This is a genomic window from Gammaproteobacteria bacterium (assembly GCA_014075255.1).
Taxonomy (GTDB): domain Bacteria; phylum Pseudomonadota; class Gammaproteobacteria; order UBA4575; family UBA4575; genus JABDMD01.
On the sequence record CP046178.1, the window covers coordinates 1,366,687 to 1,386,598 of the forward strand.

15 protein-coding genes are annotated in these 19,912 nt (G+C 35.2%); 2 read left to right on the plus strand and 13 right to left on the minus strand.

What is annotated here, in order from left to right; genetic code table 11:
- Window positions 1–93 precede the first annotated feature (93 nt).
- Both GKR92_06995 and GKR92_07000 read left to right on the plus strand, forming a co-directional pair.
- The gene (locus tag GKR92_06995) at window positions 94–1,230 is read left to right on the plus strand and encodes a hypothetical protein (GenBank protein ID QMU62737.1); all 1,137 of its coding nucleotides are present in this window, start codon (window positions 94–96) and stop codon (window positions 1,228–1,230) included.
- A gap of 83 nt (window positions 1,231–1,313) precedes the next feature.
- On the plus strand, window positions 1,314–2,459 hold the full coding sequence (locus GKR92_07000; GenBank protein QMU61454.1) for a glycosyltransferase: 1,146 nt from the start codon (window positions 1,314–1,316) through the stop codon (window positions 2,457–2,459).
- Window positions 2,460–2,463: 4 nt separating this feature from the next.
- Here the strand turns inward: GKR92_07000 and GKR92_07005 are convergent, their stop codons facing one another.
- From GKR92_07005 to GKR92_07065, 13 genes are all read right to left on the minus strand, one after another.
- Complete coding sequence (locus tag GKR92_07005) at window positions 2,464–3,573, minus strand: UDP-N-acetylglucosamine 2-epimerase (non-hydrolyzing) (protein ID QMU61455.1); 1,110 nt, start codon at window positions 3,571–3,573, stop codon at window positions 2,464–2,466.
- 217 nt (window positions 3,574–3,790) lie between these two features.
- The gene (locus GKR92_07010) at window positions 3,791–5,101 is read right to left on the minus strand and encodes a pectate lyase precursor (protein QMU62738.1); all 1,311 of its coding nucleotides are present in this window, start codon (window positions 5,099–5,101) and stop codon (window positions 3,791–3,793) included.
- 235 nt (window positions 5,102–5,336) lie between these two features.
- Window positions 5,337–6,224 carry a methyltransferase domain-containing protein gene (locus GKR92_07015; protein ID QMU61456.1) on the minus strand — a complete coding sequence of 296 codons (888 nt, stop codon included), beginning with the start codon at window positions 6,222–6,224 and terminating at the stop codon, window positions 5,337–5,339.
- Window positions 6,225–6,255: 31 nt separating this feature from the next.
- Window positions 6,256–8,478 carry a hypothetical protein gene (locus GKR92_07020; protein ID QMU61457.1) on the minus strand — a complete coding sequence of 741 codons (2,223 nt, stop codon included), beginning with the start codon at window positions 8,476–8,478 and terminating at the stop codon, window positions 6,256–6,258.
- A 50-nt stretch (window positions 8,479–8,528) separates the two neighbouring features.
- A complete protein-coding gene (locus GKR92_07025) occupies window positions 8,529–10,016 on the minus strand; it encodes an oligosaccharide flippase family protein (protein ID QMU61458.1) in 1,488 nt (495 codons plus the stop codon).
- Window positions 10,017–10,241: 225 nt separating this feature from the next.
- The gene (locus GKR92_07030; protein QMU61459.1) at window positions 10,242–12,278 is read right to left on the minus strand and encodes an NAD-dependent epimerase/dehydratase family protein; all 2,037 of its coding nucleotides are present in this window, start codon (window positions 12,276–12,278) and stop codon (window positions 10,242–10,244) included.
- 170 nt (window positions 12,279–12,448) lie between these two features.
- Window positions 12,449–13,600 carry a glycosyltransferase gene (locus tag GKR92_07035; protein ID QMU61460.1) on the minus strand — a complete coding sequence of 384 codons (1,152 nt, stop codon included), beginning with the start codon at window positions 13,598–13,600 and terminating at the stop codon, window positions 12,449–12,451.
- Window positions 13,601–13,676: 76 nt separating this feature from the next.
- On the minus strand, window positions 13,677–14,927 hold the full coding sequence (locus GKR92_07040) for a hypothetical protein (GenBank protein QMU61461.1): 1,251 nt from the start codon (window positions 14,925–14,927) through the stop codon (window positions 13,677–13,679).
- Window positions 14,928–14,957: 30 nt separating this feature from the next.
- Window positions 14,958–15,176: a hypothetical protein gene (locus tag GKR92_07045; protein ID QMU61462.1), complete on the minus strand. Its 219-nt coding sequence runs from the start codon at window positions 15,174–15,176 to the stop codon at window positions 14,958–14,960.
- Window positions 15,177–15,339: 163 nt separating this feature from the next.
- The gene (locus GKR92_07050) at window positions 15,340–15,633 is read right to left on the minus strand and encodes a hypothetical protein (GenBank protein ID QMU61463.1); all 294 of its coding nucleotides are present in this window, start codon (window positions 15,631–15,633) and stop codon (window positions 15,340–15,342) included.
- A gap of 437 nt (window positions 15,634–16,070) precedes the next feature.
- Window positions 16,071–17,453, minus strand: a complete 1,383-nt coding sequence (locus GKR92_07055; protein ID QMU61464.1) for a hypothetical protein — start codon at window positions 17,451–17,453, stop codon at window positions 16,071–16,073.
- A gap of 57 nt (window positions 17,454–17,510) precedes the next feature.
- Window positions 17,511–18,296, minus strand: coding sequence for a polysaccharide biosynthesis protein (locus GKR92_07060; protein ID QMU61465.1), 786 nt, complete (start codon window positions 18,294–18,296; stop codon window positions 17,511–17,513).
- 35 nt (window positions 18,297–18,331) lie between these two features.
- On the minus strand, window positions 18,332–19,894 hold the full coding sequence (locus tag GKR92_07065; GenBank protein ID QMU61466.1) for a hypothetical protein: 1,563 nt from the start codon (window positions 19,892–19,894) through the stop codon (window positions 18,332–18,334).
- Between the last annotated feature and the right edge of the window lie 18 nt (window positions 19,895–19,912).

The window sequence follows — 19,912 nt, forward strand, 5'->3', positions numbered from 1 at the left end:
TATATTTATGATGAAATCGTGCACCAACCCAACATCTATTAAATCAAATTAATTCAAGGAAATTTAGTGCAATTATTACTTATAATTTCAATCATTATTATTAGCTTGCTATTGGTAGTAGTTATATATTTGCTATTTAAAAAAAATGCGTTTATTTGGCTACCAACCTATATTTGTCAATACTTTAGCAGAAAACACCAAGATAATTCTCTAACTCATATAATTTTTTGTTTTGTTGATCACTTCGAGCCTCAATGGAAAAAACCATCATATGAAGTAGAAGTGGCACGAGTTGATAGGTGGTGCGAAGACTACAGACAGCTAGCAAGTAAATATTTAGATGCTGATGGGTGCCATCCTAAACATACCTTCTTTTATCCAGAAGAAGAATATCGTGAAGAACATTTAAACAAACTTGCAAAAATGTGTTCCGAAGGATATGGAGAAATTGAGATTCATTTGCATCATGATAATGATACTGAGGCAGGATTACGCAATAAACTAAGCTCCTTTACACGCACGCTAAGAGACAAACATGGTGCAATTTCTGAATTCCAAGACGGACGATTGGCATGGGCTTTTATTCATGGAAATTGGGCGCTGGATAATAGCCATCCTAATGGAAAATGGTGTGGAATAAATAACGAACTAGTGATTCTCAAAGAAGAGGGTTGTTATGTAGATATGACTATGCCAAGCGCACCCAGCCCAACACAAACTAGTAAAATTAATAGTATTTACTATGCCACTGACGATCCCGAAAAACCCAAATCTCACAATACAGGGATTGATGTTCAAAGTGGAAAATCGCCTTGTGGAGATCTGATGATGGTTCAAGGCATTCTAGGCTGGGACTGGACATCGCGTAAATGGGGAGTAATACCCAGAATTGAGAACAGTGATATTAGATCTACTCAGCTACCGACAAAATCGCGTGTTGATAACTGGGTACGCCTTGCACCCACTGTAAAAGATCGACCAGAATGGAAATTCATCAAAATTCATACGCACGGAACTCAGGAAGCAGACATGCCAGTATTGCTAGGCAATCCAGCTGACCAAATGCACAAGTATCTCGAAAATAAATACAATGATGGAACGCGTTACTGTCTACACTATGTGTCTGCCCGCGAACAATTTAATATCATCAAAGCTGCTGAAGATGGCCTTATCGGAAATCCAAATGATTTCCGTAATTATGTGCTTCCACCACCCCCACACTTACGTTAATTATTTTACTAAACTTTTCACGTAATTTCTAAAGTAGACATTGCATAAAACTTCATATTTATAAAATTAACAGAACTACAAAAATGGAAAATCAAAACATAGTTTGCTTTGCAAAAGACTGGCATGAAGATCCAACAAGCAACAATCATGTTATGAGAAATATATCCAAACGCAACAATGTGCTTTGGCTAAACTCTATTGCAACGCGCGCACCAAGTTTTTCTAGCGGAAGAGATTGGGGTAAAATTTTTAATAAACTAAGTAAATTATTTAGTAATTCCGAACAAGTAGAAGACCGGTTATGGACTTACACTCCCCTAGTTCTACCTTTCCCATTTAGTAGTTGGGCGCATTTGATTAATGCACTGTTGCTAAAGTATCAGCTAAAAAGAATTACTCGAAAATTAAAATTCGATGATTTTCAACTTTGGACATTTTTACCAACCGCCCAACCATATTTCAACAAACTAAATTATACAGTTGGTGTCTATTACTGTATCGATGAATGGTCAGAATTTAGTGAGCTGAACACAGAAAAGACAGTTGCTATGGAAAATGCGCTTTGTAAAAAAGTGGATGTGGTATTTGCAACTGCATACTCTTTACTGGAAAGTCGAAAAAAATATACTCAAAGCTGTTATCTTGCCAGACATGGCGTAGATTATGAACACTTCTCAAATACTAAACATGCAGAAAATAATCCCCCAAAAGAACTGCTTCACATTAATGGCCCAATAATCGGATTTATGGGACTTGTACACGATTGGGTAGATCAAGACTTAATTGTTTACCTTGCCAAACAAAGACCTCAATGGTCAATAGTAATTCTTGGTAATGCGACAGTTAATATTGAAAAATTAGAAAATGTATCAAATATTATTTTATGCGGCAGGATACCTTATGAAAAATTACCTGAATATATCCAAAATTTTTCAGTTGGAATTATACCATTTAAAATCAATGAACTAACTCGTCATATTAACCCTATCAAGCTGCGAGAATACTTAAGTGCTGGATTACCTGTCGTCAGCACGCCATTGGATGAGGCTGAATTTTATAAACCTAACTGCGCTCTTGTTTCTAATAAAAAAGATTTTTTAAACTCCTGTGAAGAATTCATAAAAAACGATACTCATGAAAAAAGATTGGATCGATCTAGTAAAATGAAAAATGAAACCTGGGAAGCCGTTGTTGACAAAGTAGAAAAAACTGTTGAGAAGTATATTTAAAATGCTATTGACTTATAAGTTTTAAGTCCATACGCAACGCTTCGACCGCTCGGCTAGCTGCTTTCCCATCCCATAAATCTATTTCCCCGCCCTTTTTCCATTTACCTTCAAGCACCTTATTCACATGTTCTTCAAGATTGTCTAAAGTTACCAATTCATTTGTACCCTCAGTGATTGTAATTGGACGCTCTGTATTAGGACGTAATGTAAGACAAGGTTTTTTCAAATAAGTAGTTTCTTCTTGAAGACCACCTGAATCAGTGATGATCATTCGTGAACCGGAAATTACATTCATAAAACGTATATACGGTAAAGGCTCTTCCAATTGAATACTTGCATTGTCTTGAACCTGTTTCAATAACCCAAATTTTTCTAAATTTTTAATAGTTCTTGGATGACAATAAAACAATAATGGAATATTCTCTGCAACTTTGATAAACAAGTCTATTAATAGAGAGAGAGAATGCTGATCATCCACATTTGATGGTCTATGTAATGTGACTACCGCGTAGTTATCATCATTTAGGCCCAATTTTTCTCTCTCTTTACAAGCCTTAATTTTTTCGCCCATCATCACTAATGAATCGATCATGATATTACCTATACACACGATTCGATCTGAATGCACACCTTCATTCTTTAAGTTCAGATCTGCATCATATGAGGGTGTCCATAAACGGTCCGCAATTGCATCAGTTGCTAAGCGATTAATTTCCTCCGGCATTGATCGATCATAACTACGAAGACCGGCTTCTAAATGGCTAACAGGTATCCCTAATTTAGTCGCAACTAAAGCAGCAGCAACTGTAGAATTTACATCACCTACAACTACGACCCAGTTAGGACGATTCTTAATACATACTTTTTCATACTCTATTATCACCTGTCCAGTTTGAAGGCCATGACCACCACTCCCTACACCTAAGTGAAAGTCAGGTTTAGGCAAGCCAAGATCCACAAAAAAAGCATCCGACATATTGTAATCATAATGTTGGCCGGTGTGGACAATGACTGGATTAGCCCATTGCTCATTAGCTAAAGCGTGATACAGAGGCGCTATTTTCATAAAATTTGGCCGTGCAGCCGCAATCAAATGGATAGACTTTGTTCTCATATTAAAATACTTATCTTGAATTTTTTTAGAAAAATTATTTGCTTTTGAGCGCTGGCACTAATACATTTAAATAAGATTGAATATTATATAGCTTATAAAGTATAGAAAATAACTTTTTTAGTTCTAAGCCTTACATGATCCATCAATATTTTCTTACAGAATGAAATTATAAGCGAGTATCAAATACTTAAATTAAGTCATGCTCTTTGCATGATTATTAAAATTTATTTTGCTGTACCTCTATCAGCAAGTCAGCCGCTTCATTTATATACTGTTCTATTGCACTATAACCCGTGCTCATTATCTTATGTTGATCCAAATGACTACCTGGATTCAAACCATTTTTAACTTCCCAATCATCTGACATTCCATCATCATCAGAATCTTGAGGTGCCTTATTTGGCACCAACCCATACATCAAGTCATCTGGAATTCTAGCACCCCAAACTCCAGTACGATTTTTCACATCGCTTACAGAGACTTTGGTTACGACATCACGTGGAAATGCCCCTGCGAAATTTAGCACATCATCATATGCTACCTTAAATGTTTTTTCTGTAGGTGCCTTATACGCTTTCAATGCAGTAAAGCTTGGACGATCCTTCAATCTAAAAGATCTGCAATCTGGACCATTAAAGTAACTACATAAATACTGAAGCGAAGGATGGACATGCTTAGGCGCCCATGGATCAAGCACTCCTTCAAAATGCTCAGGATCGTCTACATAATTAGATTCAAAATAATATCCCAACTCTTTTCCAACATATTCTGCATCTAAGAAATAAGGCGTCATAGAAGTACTAGGTCCACGTCGGAAATAGTTATTACTTACCACAAATTTTCCGCTTGCTGGATTGTGGTGCATCCAATTGTCTTTGATATTATAGGCAACATTATTTATCGTTTCGGCTGGCCCAACAGAAAGTGCAGGCGCCCGTTTACTAAGATGGGCAAATAAATTATTGAGAACGCTTATACGACCTCCATCCGGACCATTTATCAAGCCAAAGTTATGCTTACCTTCATCGTGACCTTGTAAGGCAGATTGCTCAATCGTGCACCACTGTATGGTTACATTCCTTGCCGAATAAAGATCCAATGTTTCATCAACTCCAAAAGACATCGATACATGATCTAAAATAATATTTGAATTTTTTGAAAGCTGAACAGCATCAAACTTTGTGCCATCCGATTCCCAGTTAAATTTAGGTGGACGTACTCGTATGTGACGAATAATAATATTTTTAACACCCCAATCATAAGCACCCAAAAGCCTACCTTCGATAGTAATCCCTGCGCCTGGCGCCGTCTGACCTGCGATCGTTACATCACTATGTGGTATCACAATTTTTTCTGCATGAATTACACCAGAAACATCAAAAACAATAATTCTTGCGCCACGGGTATCTAGCGCTGCCTGTAAACTGCCAGGACCAGATGCATCTAAATTAGTTACTTTAATAACATTACCACCGCGCCCGCCAGTCACATAAGCACCAAAGCCCTCCGCCCCAGGAAATGCAGGCATGATACCTTTTGGGAATGCAGGAACTATTGTCTCTTCAACAACGTTAGAAATTGCATTACAACTATTTAGGGATAAAAATAACAACAGCCATACACAAATAATAATCATATATGATCGTGTCTTTAATAAATGATAATACATTTAATTACTCAATTTATTACTCTTCAATTTATAGATAATGTGAATATTCAGTTAATAAAGATATTTTTTAGATTACTCACATACACACCATATATTATTTATTTTTTCTTACACCCACGCCAACTATATAACTATGCCAAATTTCATTTAAATATGGGGCTTTTGCCAAAATATTAAAAGGTTTTAGAAATTTTTTACTCGCGCCAAATCCATGCACAATAATCGTTGTTTTTTCAAATTTACTACTTTGGAAAAGTTTGCGGAAACTTGAAATAGTATTTTTATTCAGATATTCACCAGGCCTGTCCTTTAAATCCATTACCCCTTGCCACCTCTTGACTGGCGGATCACTATCAAAATGTGAAGGCTTATAATAAGAAGAAGAAAGTATCTTCCTTGCAACATTTAGTATTGTCTTATCAGAGAAAAACACACTCAAAAATGGCACAGGAACTATTCTTCTCATATGAGTTGCCTGATGATGATACCAACCAATTGTCCCAAAAAAGAATGAACCCCCTGCTTTTAGTTTTTCATATGAGTTGGACATTAAATCTAACGGTGACTCTACATGCTCCATACAATCAACTAAAACTATTGTATCGAAAGAACCCATACCAAAACTTGAATTCTCACCATCCACATTAATAAATTCAACTTTATCTCCATAGCCATTTTGCTTAGCAAGTTCTATTGCTGTTTCTATTTCATCTTTGTTAATATCAATACCTACTATTTTTTTTGGTCCTTGATCTGCTAAATAACATGTCCGCCCCCCAATGCCACACCCAATATCTAGAACATTCTTGCCTTTGATATCCAGCCCTTTATAAAGTTTAAATAGTTTATCTGATGAATTTTTCTGCCATTGCCAATATGCACTGTCAGCATTTACATTTTCCAATTCACTATTTATATGCAATTTACGTTTATAAATAAATGATGCAAGCGGATATAGAATAAGTTCACCGATTTTGCTCATATTAAATTTCCTGATAGATAATTTAAAATATTTAGTGAAATGATGTAAACACAAGCCCTGAATTTGGTCTAACTCCTGAACCAGATCTAACTAATATTTGATTCTTATCCTCTATTACATGAGTGCTAAATCTTTTATCCACACTCCATCCTAATGCATATAAATTAAATTTATTCGACAAACCCTCTAATGTAAAAGAAATATCATCCTCAATTGGGTTTTCAGGGTTTCGATTGAACAGCATGACGTTAGTCTCATTATTTAGCTGATAACAGTACCCCAATACATCCAAACTATTTACTTCAATATTACATTGTTTTGGTAATTTTATATTTTTATTGCCCCAAACATGCATTGCCAAAAATTCAGAATTTTCACGATTGATATATTCTTCTATATGCGCTGTCTTATGTGAGTCATACATTTCACTCGGTTTCATTACAGCCCATGGCATATCTTTTTTTTCATTGACAACCTTTATCTTATCCACTTTAGATAGAATTTTATAATAGTGTTCAACATCACCTGATGTAGCTTTATAGTACTCGCCAATTTTAACTGGCATATTCTGAAATCTTGTTAGCTTCATTACCTCTCTAATATAAGGAGCTTTGATATTACTATTACTCTTATACAGATCACCAATTTCTTTAGGATCCGTTTTTACATTGTCGTATACAAAAGTTATCCCTTCCCAAAAATTAATTATTGAACGTGTAACTTGTTTTGCATAATCTGCTTCTTGATTGTAGCCAATGATATTATATATATCTTTCGCATCCCAAATTACAGCTGCATACTTCTCATCTGCGTAATGACCTAAATTTGCACCTACACCTTTTGGCCTAAGAGTGGGGCTCTGAACCCCTGGATACAATCCGCCAGCCGTATCCATATTTTCAATGTATATAGTGTTTGCAGGGTTTTTATGGTTAGATAATCCGTGCGAAGGTGCATACTTCGTTACGGGTTTAGAGTTATAAAATATCTCATAGTTAAGAGCCATGTTTCCGACATGATCAACCATCCACATTGTAAAGTTTTGACTATAAAACTGATTTGCATTTTCACTCCAGTTAGAGCGTGCAATAAATACTCCTTGCCCTCCAGAAAAGTATTCATTTGGCAAGTCTAATTTAGATAAATTTATTGGCTTATCAATCAAATTATTTTCAAATAATAATCGTATGTAACCGTTATAATGACTAGCATTTCCTGGCCACTTGATTTCATTCAAAACGTATAACAAACCATTTCTTACATTATTATACTTAGCACCTATTAGGGGATTAGTTGTAAATCTCGCAGACCGAAAGTTAGATGCAGGATACACAAAATCTCCCCCATATTTAGCATCGACTCCTATTGGATCATTAAATAGCCAATATCCACTAAAATCTGCCATCCATGAGAACAAAACAAATAGCGCATGATCATCTGACCATGAGTTATCTAACGGCATTTTTCCAAGCTGCTTATAAACTTCCCGCCAGCGCAAATAAAATCGAGGAGTATTTGCATTATAGCTAGGCGATTCAGACCACATACCACCTGCCATAATTCCATTTTCTTGAATATAATTAACTTCTAACTGTGTTTTAATTTTTTCATGAGCTTCCTTAAGGTTTTTTAAGGTGCTGCCAGTAACTAAAAATTGCATTAATAAAAAGTTTTCTAGGAGCATAGTAGTTTCATCAGAATCTTGCGGAAAAAGATGTTTATGCTTATCTGATAAATAGTAATTTACCCAATATTGGGCCCATTCGCTGATTTTCTTTTCAGCTTTTTTTCTCTCTAAATTACTAAATAAATTACCTCGGTAATATGCATCTGACCATATCAGTGAATAAATTAAATCAGCACCGTGCTGGCGCATATTATTTCTATTCTTATAATCAAATTCTTGGATTGAACTCAGCAAATCTTCCTTGAAATACATTTCCCAATGCTTGGGTGTACCGTCTCCCTCAATAGCTATTCTTAGCGCCATTGCTGGAAGTAAATCATATGCTTTATCGCTTATATCTATTCTTGTTAAATAAGCATCAACTTTAGAGATTAACGCCTTGTATGTACGAGGGTTAGACTTAATAGATTCTTTAATTATTTTTAACCGTTGCTCGCTCAACAAAGGAACTACAGAATCATAATTTAAGTTTTCACTAGAGGGCGTTTCTTGACTAGTACAAAATAAAACTATACACGCAATTAGCTGTACTAAATATTTTATGTCTATGTTATTTATAAATATCATGGCTCTATTTGACTATCCGCCTGCCCACCAAAGTAATTTATCTACAGGCTTTAAAAAACATACTTTGTGGTATTCATGGACTGTCGAATATAATTTATTTCCTCCTTTCCCCAACATCTGAGCATTAACGAAAAAATTATGTAAGAAAACAAGAATAAAGTTGCAGTGAAAAATAGATTCAATATTTCAAAGCTTTGAGTAGGAATCAAATTCATTATAAAAAAGCTAAAGATAGTTGCCATAATTACTTTTATAATATGAATAATTGGCAACCTTACCTTCAAAGATTTAATTGCCACAATCATAGTTACAATAAACATAAAAAATAGAGATAGTGAAAATGCTATTGAAGCCCCCACCAAAGAATAATTTTTAATTAAATAATAATCTAATACTAATTTTACAATAGTCCCTAAAATAGTTATACGTAAAATAATTGTTTGCTTGTCTACACTCAACAAATAACTTGTGGCTACACTTCCAATACTATAAATACAACAAGCGAATACGATCATCTGAAATGGCACTACCGCTGGCTGATAACTCTCACCATATAACAAAAGAATTATGTCTTTGGCAGATGCACTGAAGTAAATAGAAGCAGGAACAGCAAGAAGTAAAATATATTTTATACTACTAATAAATCTTGAAGCAGCTACCTGTTTTGATTTTGCGATACTTCCAGACATCAATGGCAACAATATCGCATCAAACAAGCCAGGTAGAAGCAACGCAATTGCAAAACCAATCATATAAGCAACTTTAAAATATCCTAGATCATCAGGTTCGGCATAATATTTTAGAAATAGAAGCTCTGATTCTTTAGTGATTAAAAATATAAGTAGTGTATTCAACAAAACAATACTTACATGATTCTTAATTCTCTTGCTTAACTTATTTGAAATTAATTTTTGCTGGCCGTGATGTTTACACCATTTCAATGTAAAATATTTAGATATTATCAAATATATCAACCCTGATAATACATATACAAAAACGAAAGCAGTTAGCGATGAAAAAAATACAGCTGTTAAAACTATTATTAGCAGATAAATAAATGAGCCTATTGACGATATTACAGCTATCGCTTTAAAATTCTCAAAGCCTTTAGAATATGAAACATAAAACATATATGTAGATCGAAGAGCAATTGCAAGCATTAGTAATGCAAATAATGTTAACGAGATGTCTTTTAGATAAACACCTTGTGCTACATAGAAAACAAGAAAGAACAATACAAAAACCAAACAAAGTTTGATTAGCTGAATTTTTCTAAGATAGTCTATAGTTGAAGAAATATATTCTGGTGATTTTACACGACACTCTGAGATAAATTTTACAATAGCAGTTGTAACTCCACCATTCGTAATCTTTATACCCAATGCACTGATCCATATTAGCAATGCATAAACCCCATATGTCTCAGGCCCTAAAGTCCGCGCAATAATAATTGACATAATCATGGCAAAAAATGTCTCTACATACATTCCAGAAGAGGAAAATATTAGATTTTTAACGGCTTTTCCTTTATCACTCATACTAAACAATTTTTCACAGAATATAATTTAGAATATAATCATCCTTAACATAAAATTGATACATTTTACGCTAAGCAAGTTGTGAGTTATAATTTCTTCTAGCTCGATAGTGTTAGTCATGAAAAGCAGCCCTGAGAAAATTTATAAATAAAGCATTTTTCATGAATTAGCTTAATGAATCATAAATTAATCTTTGAAATCTAACTTAAAGTTAACTCCAAAATATTAATTTAGATCAGATGCTAATCGCTCTGATATAGCCTTCTCAACACCAACAATAGGCTTCCAACCAAGTAATTTTTCTGCGCGATCACTTTCAAACTTTAAACGCGCAAGTGCAGAATACAGTCGATAACGCGCAAAAGGCGACTGCCTTCCAACCAACCCTAAAACTTTTTCTGACAATCCACCAATTGCAAATACAAATTTTCTCGGCAGGTATATTACTTTACCTTTCTCACCTGAAGCCTTAATTACATCGCGTTGTGTCCACAATGATGGATCTATAAGCTGAATAACTGTCCCTGACTCAACATCTTTCTCTAAAGATAAATTAATCGCATGTACAACGTCATCAATATAGATCATAGGTAATGTTAATTTACCATCACCTAAAACAATCGATACCCTACCTGCCTTGCGACGAACCGCACCAGTCATTAATGGTAGCTTGCCACCAAATATTTGTCCTGGCCTTAGAATTACTGAGCTTACTAAGCCTGCTTTGCTTGCTTCAACGACTAGTTTTTCTGCTTCGAGCTTACTTTTAGTATAAGAGCCACGCTCATCTGATCTTGGCTCCAAGGAAATATTCTCATCAATCACAGCAGCTTGATCAGACCCTGCCCAATCAACAACAGACATGGAACTGATGTAAACGAGTTTTTTAATACAGTGTTGTTGCATGGCCGTCAAAATGTTTTTTGTACCTTCGATCGTTCCACCCAAGAAAGCATCCCAATCACCTGACATTGTTGCACCTACATGCACAACGGCGCTTGTATCTTTTACAGCTTCAAAGACCACATCAGGACTGCCCAAATCGCCTACAATATATTCAAGGTTACTATTAATATTTATAGTTTTAGGCGGACGTCTACAGAGAATGCGGACTTGTTTCCCTGAATTCAGCAATGAAGCAACTACGGCTGAACCTACACCTCCATTACCACCCGTTACCAGAATGGCATCTTTTTTAGCAACAGGGTTTAATTCATTCCATGATTTATAATCTTTATCAGCTTGGCGCGCAAGTGATTCCGTCCAATGCACAACAGTTTTAGCTTCTTGAATGGATACAGGAAGAGAACTACCACTCCTTATTGATTCATAGAATGCACCAACTAGGTTATGCAACCCTTGATAAGGTTTGCGTTTTTTCATTATAAAAGCGACCACGTTCTTAGGTGTGTCATACAGAGGTCGCGAGGAATCTCTAATAGTATTAATTACTCGCTCTATAGCTTTTGGAGCAGGAGTAACTCTTCTAAGTGATGTAAACATATGGAATGAATCCACACGCAACACACCCTTAGTACCCTGAATGAGCATCATGTTTTGCAATGGATTAATATTCCAGCTCAAATGCATTTGACCCATGCCTTTTTCACAATCGACAACGGCCCGCCACTCATCATAGGCAAGCATATGGTCACCACCCAAACTACGGTATTTTCCTTCTACAGAATTGATAGGGCCGAGAAACTGTTGAATCAAGTAAAGCGCATGCACTCCTATATCACGAAACGGATAACCAGGCTCACGATAATGTGGAGGTAATTGACCTCCAGGATAGGATGGATAAACAGATGATCGTATAATATCGACAGAAATTACATCACCTACAGCACCATTTTTAACTAGTTCAATCGCTTTTAGTATTTCAGGATCGTAAAGCAATGAATGATTTACCGTTGCCAACTTACCTGCTACTTTAGCTGCATTATCAATCGCCTCGCATTCTTCTATACTAATTCCAAGCGGCTTTTCAACTAATACATGCAGTCCTTTTTCAAGACACTCTATCGCAATCTTTGCGTGTGAGTCTGGGGGCGTAAGAATGTGCGCAACCTCTACCCGATCTTGAATCGCTTCATCGATATTTTTATAAAGTTTGCCGCCATAGTGGCTTATTGCTTCATTAGCTTTAATTTGGTCTAAGTCAATAAAGCCAGCTAATTCGACCTGGTCAATATTTTGCAATGCCTTAGCGTGGTGCTCACTGATACCTCCAGCACCTATTAATAATACGCGCACTATCAAATTCTCCTAGTTAAAAAATAATACAATTTATCGTACTCTGCTAAAGAAATCAGGCACCTGTTCTCATGATGGGCATTAATTTTACTTCGAACTGTTAATATTAATATTTTTACAAAATATCACTCGGAGCTCAGCGCTTCGCCCACATTACATAATAATAGAATCAACACTCACCTAATTGTTCTCTCCCATGCTGGATTCACATTTTGAGAAATATATTTAATGAAACCCATAAACAACGCAACATTCATACTAATAAAAAATACAATTAGGGATACCGTCTTTGGAAGTTTTTTATGACTCGATGTTTTTATTATACACCAGGTAAAAATATACATAATTAATTGCAATAAAAATGCTATCAGAAAATACACGTTAGCCATCAATATAAGACTTGTTATCAGCATAATTAACATCAAATGTGGCGTAAACCATCGAAATACTTTATGTGATATATATACGAATGTATGTTTAAAGCTGTTAAATGGGTTTAGGAAATATTTCAATCTCATAAACGCTTGATAATTTCCCATACCGATTCGAACACGCCGACGAAACTCATCTTTCTGATCTTCAGGCTCATACTCTAAAGCAATAGCCTGAGGTAAATAATCAAATCGAAAGCCATTTTTAACTATAGACATTCCTATATAGAAATCGTCAACAACTGTATCGGCTGGTATAGGCTCATATAATACCTTTCTAATTGCATAAATTGCTCCATTTGCACCCAGTAACGAACCTATCCCACCTTCGCACTCTTTAATGAAACGTTCGTATTTCCAATAAAGACTATCCAGGTTAGTGTTTCCTGCTTTTGATAAAATTCTTAATTCTCCACAAACCCCTCCAACCACATTATCTACAAAACTACTTACCATTAATTTAATTGATTCTTTTTCAAAATTCGTATTTGCATCAGAAAAAACAATTATCTCTTCATTAGTTTTGTCTACAAGATCATTAAGAACAGAGGCTTTCCCGCGACGTTGCGAAAATGGAAAAAAACGAACAGAATCATCGCTAAATTTCTTTGCTAGATAATTAGTATTATCCGTACTTCCATCGGAACCTATATAAAATCTTATCTTATCTTCTGGATAATCTAATTCCAATAAGTTTTCAATTCTTTCTGTTATATGAGCCTCTTCATTATAAGCTGCTATTACAACAGCAACACTAGGGAGCACATCATCCTTGCTAACCAGAACTTCTTCGTTTCTTGTACTTCTCTTTATTTTAACTACAAGAAAAATAAAAATAGGAAATAATACATATGAGTAAAATATTATAAACGCTGATATATAAAATAATATTTTCATGGACTAATAAATTATTCAGAAATTATTGCACGTCAATGTCTACTAGAATTCTAAGAATCTAAGATAGATAATCACATTACCAAAATGCTCTTATTGATGCATACACAAATAAAATACTGCAAACTACAAGGAACGCACAAATCCTGTAACTATTACTTAACCTTAACATCTCAAATTCTGGGAAATTTTTTCGAATTTGATAATAAACACCTGCTGACATAGCGCATAATATGAAAAGTAACGGCTGCACGCTTCTTGATATAAAATATGAAGTGATAGCAAAGCCTAGTAACGAAAACAAAACAGTAGTAGCAACCGATTTGTGTTCTAAATATAATTCTGATTTCTCATTAGAGATATTAAATTTATAAGAAAACTTATATAAACCATACATCGACATAGCTAGAAAACCTAACCAAAAAAAGTAACCCACTAAGCCAATCTCTGAAAATACTTGTACATATGAATTATGCGCAGGAATAGGGTGATGAACCGTAAACAGACCATAACCTACTCCAAATAATGGATTAGATTTAAGCATTTGAATTCCTGATCCCCAAGCATCTATTCTTCCAGCAGAAGAAGCATCGCCGGAACTAATTGTAGAAAGTTGAGTTAACGAAAAGGCAATAGGCACAGTAATTGCAATTAAAAATAAGCTAACTACGCGTTTAAATTTAAACCACGCATTAACAGCAACCATTAACAACAAGCCCAGCATGGTTCCACGAGATCCTGTTAAATAGATCGCATACAGTAATAAAGGTAATGTACTTGCCCATATCAGTTTAGGTAATATAAATTTATATTGTTTAATAGTGTATAAAATGAAAGGCAGGGAAACGAGTAATAGCATACCCATATCGTTTGGGTCGTTAAAAACCCCAATGTAGCGAACTCTATTTAGATATAAAGACTCCCCAGTCCACCCTATTCCTCCGCCATGAAATTGATTTATTCCATGAACAGCGATAACCAATGCGCAAATAGAAAATATTTTAAAATAATATTTTAATCTAAACTTATCTATAAATAATGATGCGGATATAAAATACAGCACAAACAATCTTAATAATTCATCTGCTGTATTTATAACACCCTGCAAATAAAATTGAGTTACATGCGACATAATAGCTGCACAAAATAATCCTACCAACATAGTGGTTTGGATCACACTTAAATTTTTTTCTCTTTTAAACAGATATATCAACAAACAAATAGCAAGTGTCAAAAATAAAATATCTGACTCAGCTGTCTCAGGCCGATATTCGTGCAACCTTAAGAAATAAAAAGAAAGGTAAAGTGTGTATAGCGCCGATAACAACATAGCAGCATGCTACCATCAATAATAAAGGGTTTATGAGATACGCGCCCACTTATGCAATAAAAATGCTTTCAGTGTGCTATTAAAAATTATCAAATTGAACATATTTTCAGTCCTGCAATTATACTGATTTTTATATGTTTCACCGCTCGCCATCATAAAATTATAGGATTTTATGATATTCGCAAATGCAAGCTTAATTGCTTCAGAATGAGCGATAAACCCTGGTGACATCTTGGCAAAGATTTTCATGTTAGTCCCCGATTGGTAACAATAAACAGTTCCTTAAATCATAAAATATAGCAATATATTCACCATCAACTTTTATTGGGGCAATTGTAGTATTTTTTTCAGAAAACGTTTTTGCAATTTGTAAATGAAATTTTGGAATTCAGTACTCTCGAATACGCCAGGTTTATTTTTTAATCTCCAACTCTGGGTATTCAAGTTCGCGTAACACTTTCATTGCAGGCTCCACCATACCCACTTTATCTATCAAATATATTTTTATGTTTTCACAAGCATTTAATTTTCTATTTGCAATATTTATAGACCTACGAAATGACTGCCTAAAAGATTTCAAATATTCTTCCCAAGTAGCAGGTAAATCTATAATGTAGCGCAAACCACATTTAATTTCTGATGCACTTAATAAAGCTTGTCTTGAAATTACTTTAAAATATCTTAAACCGATATTATTACAATGCACCTTTTTAAACTGGACGAAATCCCAATCTTGACACTCAATTTTTATATGATGCTAAATTCTTTTACATACTTCTTTTATATATGCTTTAACTGTTATGAATTCAAAATATTCAGAGCAGACTTCTTTTACCTCAGACTCACCTATACCTAAACAATAGATACCTTTATGAGGAATCAGCGAATAATTTAATTTACTACATAAAGAGGCAATGACAACAACCAAATTTTTTCCCTAAGAACCAAAATATGTAATTTAGTATATTTTGTTCTATAAATACCCCCCAAGTATACATTCACTCCCAAGTTAAAAACGGTGAATGCTCTATAATATGAATCTAAAATTTTCTCCCAATCTTCTCTTAGGGCATGAAATGAATCAGCTGTTTGAACAACCTCGAGAGAAAGGTTATATGACAAATTTATACTTTTAACAAACTACTAAAAATTTGTGTATACAAAACCAATTCTTGCCACCAGCTCATCAAAGTCTTCGCCGACCGCATCGCTATCTTTTTCTTGATATTCAAGCGTCGATTCAAATACGAGATTACGTCTAGCGTGATATTCTCCACTAAGCATAATAAGAAAATCCTCATCTTCTCGACTATCGACATCAAATTCTGTTTCTCTATATTCACTCGCTAGCCCAATAGTAGTAGTGCCATTCAGTGGCAATTCAAATGAAATTGTCCCGCCATTCGTTTCACGATCATTAATATTTACCAAATCATGATCATCATCACTTTGAAAGTATGAAAAGCTAGACTCAATTCTTGAAAATCTTTTACTGTAATCTATTACGAAACCCTCTGTATCAACCGTGTCGCCCGTAACATCCATCGCAATATCGCCAACATCTATTCCACCAGCCACTCCTGTACTCCCTCCAGATCCTATACCACCAAATCCGCCACCTAATCCTGCCTCGCCATTAGTACTTGAGTCACTGGTTGTATCCGTAAATTGATCGTAAGCCGTCAGGCTAAGAGAAGATGTAGAATTAATTACGTAGGAAATAGATAGCAAGTTATTACCCCCCCCCTCAGACTTTCTATTAGCACCCTCGTCTCGTTCTATTTCAGAATAGCCAACAACTGCTCTAATATCTAATGATCTTCTCGCTAGATTATATTCTAGGAAATAGTTGTCTCTATCAAAATCAATATTTCCGATTGTTGGATCTAGAGTATCCTCATCAAAATCTGTATCTTCATATAGATAGTTGATAGAAATACTACTATTTGGTGTTAGATCGCGTTGTATTCCTATTTTACCTTGCAACCTATCATTATCGATGTCAGTTTCTTCTGCTTCCGTATTAATATAACGACCTTCTAACAGTAAATTAGTACGACTAAAAATGCGGGGTGTAAAAGTTGGTCCAGTTAAAAAAGTATTTACATCTTGCCTATTTTCTTCATCCGGAGAATCCCTAATATCAACAGGAAATTCGCTTCCAAAATGGTCTTCAAAGGTCCAAACCAGTAGATTTGGCATAATTTTCCAATCTACTACACCATCTAGATTAAAATTATTATTACTTCCTATTACGCCACTTGAATGATCACGATATTCATTAGCAACACCAATTTCTGCATCAAGCCTAGGGCCTTCGTGAATTGCTAAAATTGCTACGCGTGGCTCAAGTACGGTCCCATCATCTTCATCAGTATCAGCACGACCTATATTATCAGAATGCTCCAAAAACACTCCTGCCTCCCAATTAAACTTCCATGCCGCTTGAGCAAGTGAACCAATCAAGAAATACAGTACTAAGAAAACTAATAAAAATTTATAACAAGTAAGTTTGTAATTATACATATTAAGAGCCTTTTGAAATTATTTAATAAATTCGGCCCAGTTTTATAGCTCGAGTGGCTATGAGGGGCAGTGATTATAGATAATACCTAAAAATTTGCTCGGATTGAAACCATCAATGGCTATACGCAGCTCATCTTCAGTAACTGTATCATGTCCAGCTACGAGTACTGAGTAATCAGCAATCAAATCAAGTATTTTTGCATCTGCCGAAGATTTCATATCTGCCACATCCAGAATTATATAACGATCTGGATATCTATTTTTAAGCTGATATATTAACTCACCTAACTTAGAGGAAGTAGCAAAATTATCAATTTCACTTATGCGACTTTCACGTGAAGGAATTACTCTTAGATTATTAACTCCTACTGAATAAATTATTTCTTCAACCGCAACATCACCAGTAAGATAGTCTGTTAAATCTGCACCAATATCCATATCAAATGTTTTTGCAAATGATGGGTTTCGAAAATTACAATCAACCAATAACGCGCTCTTAGTAGAATCTTGCGCAAAACTAACCGCTAAGTTTTTAGCCACAAACGATGTTCCAGAATTATCCTTACATGCACTTATCGCTAACACGGAATTATTTGCGTGAGTAACCTTAAGTAGCTCAGTTCTTAACTCTCTGTAATTATTTGCAGTCTTTCTGTCTGTGGCAATGCCTAATTTTGTTAATTCTTTATTACTAAGCGGATTCCGCTCAATCATTTTCTGAAGGTCTTTTAAAGCTTTAGTCGGCGAAATTTTTCCATGTCTGCGCTTAATATGCTGCGACCTAGATTTTCCTCTGTCGTCTTCTGAATCTGTTTTCTGCAACGCACGCTCTATTAAACTCATGACTTAATTTCCTAATTATGTATTTATCTTTCTAATTAAACTAACGAGATTGATATTCCCAGTTGTTGCATTTTTATATACACCGCAAATATAAATACATTTACCACTATTGCAACAATCGCTAACGACGCAAACAATGTAATCCTACTAGGAGGCCTTTTCGAATTTGGCAAAGGAGCAAAACTAATTTCTCCTAATAATTTTGCGCCCATTGATTTTGTAATATACGATTTATCTCTTATATTTGTGCCTACTTGAAAAAACGCAAATAAAATACTCAATGGTACTAGTAATCCCAATAGCGGTCCCATGCCGGCAACTTGGAAAAAACGCAAACCATCTGATGTAAGCGGCAATAATGCAGGCTCTTGAATCGCAAATCGCTGACTACTTTGCTCAACATCAATATTCATTGACACACGAGCATTTTCACGTCGCTTGACTAAATCTTGGTATACATCATTTGTCACGTCATAATCACGTGTTAATTCAGCAAGTTCAGCCTCAACTCCAGGTAACTTTTTGGCTCGTTCTAACTCGACCTCTAAGAGCTTCTTAGATTGTGCGTGCCTAGAATTTAATGCAGCAATATTTGTTTTTGTATTAATTAACTGATCTCGCAACGCTCCATATACAGTATCTAAATCACCTACGCCTGCACTTGTTGCAAATGGTGAAGAGCTATCACCAGAATTTAGCATCTCCTTAAGATCACTTATTTGATGTTTAAGGCGCACAACATCTGGATAAGTGTCATGATAATCTAAACGCAATGTTGCTAACTCCTGCTCTAAAGCCGCAATACGAGAAGTTAATCCTCCCGCTCGCTGAACAGATGCGCCCAGTTGTTTCTCACCTGCAAGCTGACTCATTAACGCACGTTCACGAATTCTTTCTTCCTGCACTTGCAAACTTAACTCTTCAATTGAAGCACGTAAATCTCCTATCCTATCAAATACGCTAAGTTCATCACCCACATGCTCGCCCATAGCTATCGTTTTATATTCTTTTAATTTTTGTTCTGCTTTTAAAAGCTTATTGTGGTAATCATTGACTTGCTTGTCCACAAACTCAAATGCAGCTCTACTTTCTCGCTGTTTGCTGTTAAGGCTCTCTTCTATAAACCCATCACCCAGCAATTTTGCCGTTAGATAAGCCTTCTCTGGATCTGTGTCGCTTACCTCTATACGAACCAAATTCGGCCCCGCCGACGAAACCTCAATATTCTCGATAACCTCTATAGTTGTTCTAGCTTTTACAACATCCGATGCATCTGAACTTACCCATCCAGCATTTACAATAACCGGCTGCATAATATTTGCACCAAAAAGCATTTCTTTATATAGCTCAATGCGCTGACCAGCAGGTCCGCCAGTTTCCGTTGTTACCGCAGCCCCTTCCATCAACGGTGACAAAACCCCAGATTTGTCAGCTAAAACAGTAGTGTATGAAGTGTACGACTTTGGCCAAATGAATGCTGCAGCTAAAAACATAAAACATATAATTGCAAATCCTGCACACAACCAAAGTATTTTCTTTTTAGCTAGCTCAAAAAATAATTTTATAATTAAATTTGGTGGTAATTGTAAAATGTTCATAATGAATTTATTCCGTAA

Coding starts and splice junctions, on each gene's coding strand:
- GKR92_07000 (QMU61454.1), top strand. CDS start 1,314: ATGGAAAATCAAAACATAGTTTGCTTTGCAAAAGACTGGCATGAAGAT.
- GKR92_07035 (QMU61460.1), bottom strand. CDS start 13,600: ATGAAAATATTATTTTATATATCAGCGTTTATAATATTTTACTCATAT.
- GKR92_07010 (QMU62738.1), bottom strand. CDS start 5,101: ATGCCTGCATTTCCTGGGGCGGAGGGCTTTGGTGCTTATGTGACTGGC.
- GKR92_07065 (QMU61466.1), bottom strand. CDS start 19,894: ATGAACATTTTACAATTACCACCAAATTTAATTATAAAATTATTTTTT.
- GKR92_07060 (QMU61465.1), bottom strand. CDS start 18,296: ATGAGTTTAATAGAGCGTGCGTTGCAGAAAACAGATTCAGAAGACGAC.
- GKR92_07020 (QMU61457.1), bottom strand. CDS start 8,478: ATGATATTTATAAATAACATAGACATAAAATATTTAGTACAGCTAATT.
- GKR92_07040 (QMU61461.1), bottom strand. CDS start 14,927: ATGTTGTTATCGGCGCTATACACACTTTACCTTTCTTTTTATTTCTTA.
- GKR92_07045 (QMU61462.1), bottom strand. CDS start 15,176: ATGAAAATCTTTGCCAAGATGTCACCAGGGTTTATCGCTCATTCTGAA.
- GKR92_07025 (QMU61458.1), bottom strand. CDS start 10,016: ATGAGTGATAAAGGAAAAGCCGTTAAAAATCTAATATTTTCCTCTTCT.
- GKR92_07055 (QMU61464.1), bottom strand. CDS start 17,453: ATGTATAATTACAAACTTACTTGTTATAAATTTTTATTAGTTTTCTTA.
- GKR92_07015 (QMU61456.1), bottom strand. CDS start 6,224: ATGAGCAAAATCGGTGAACTTATTCTATATCCGCTTGCATCATTTATT.
- GKR92_07005 (QMU61455.1), bottom strand. CDS start 3,573: ATGAGAACAAAGTCTATCCATTTGATTGCGGCTGCACGGCCAAATTTT.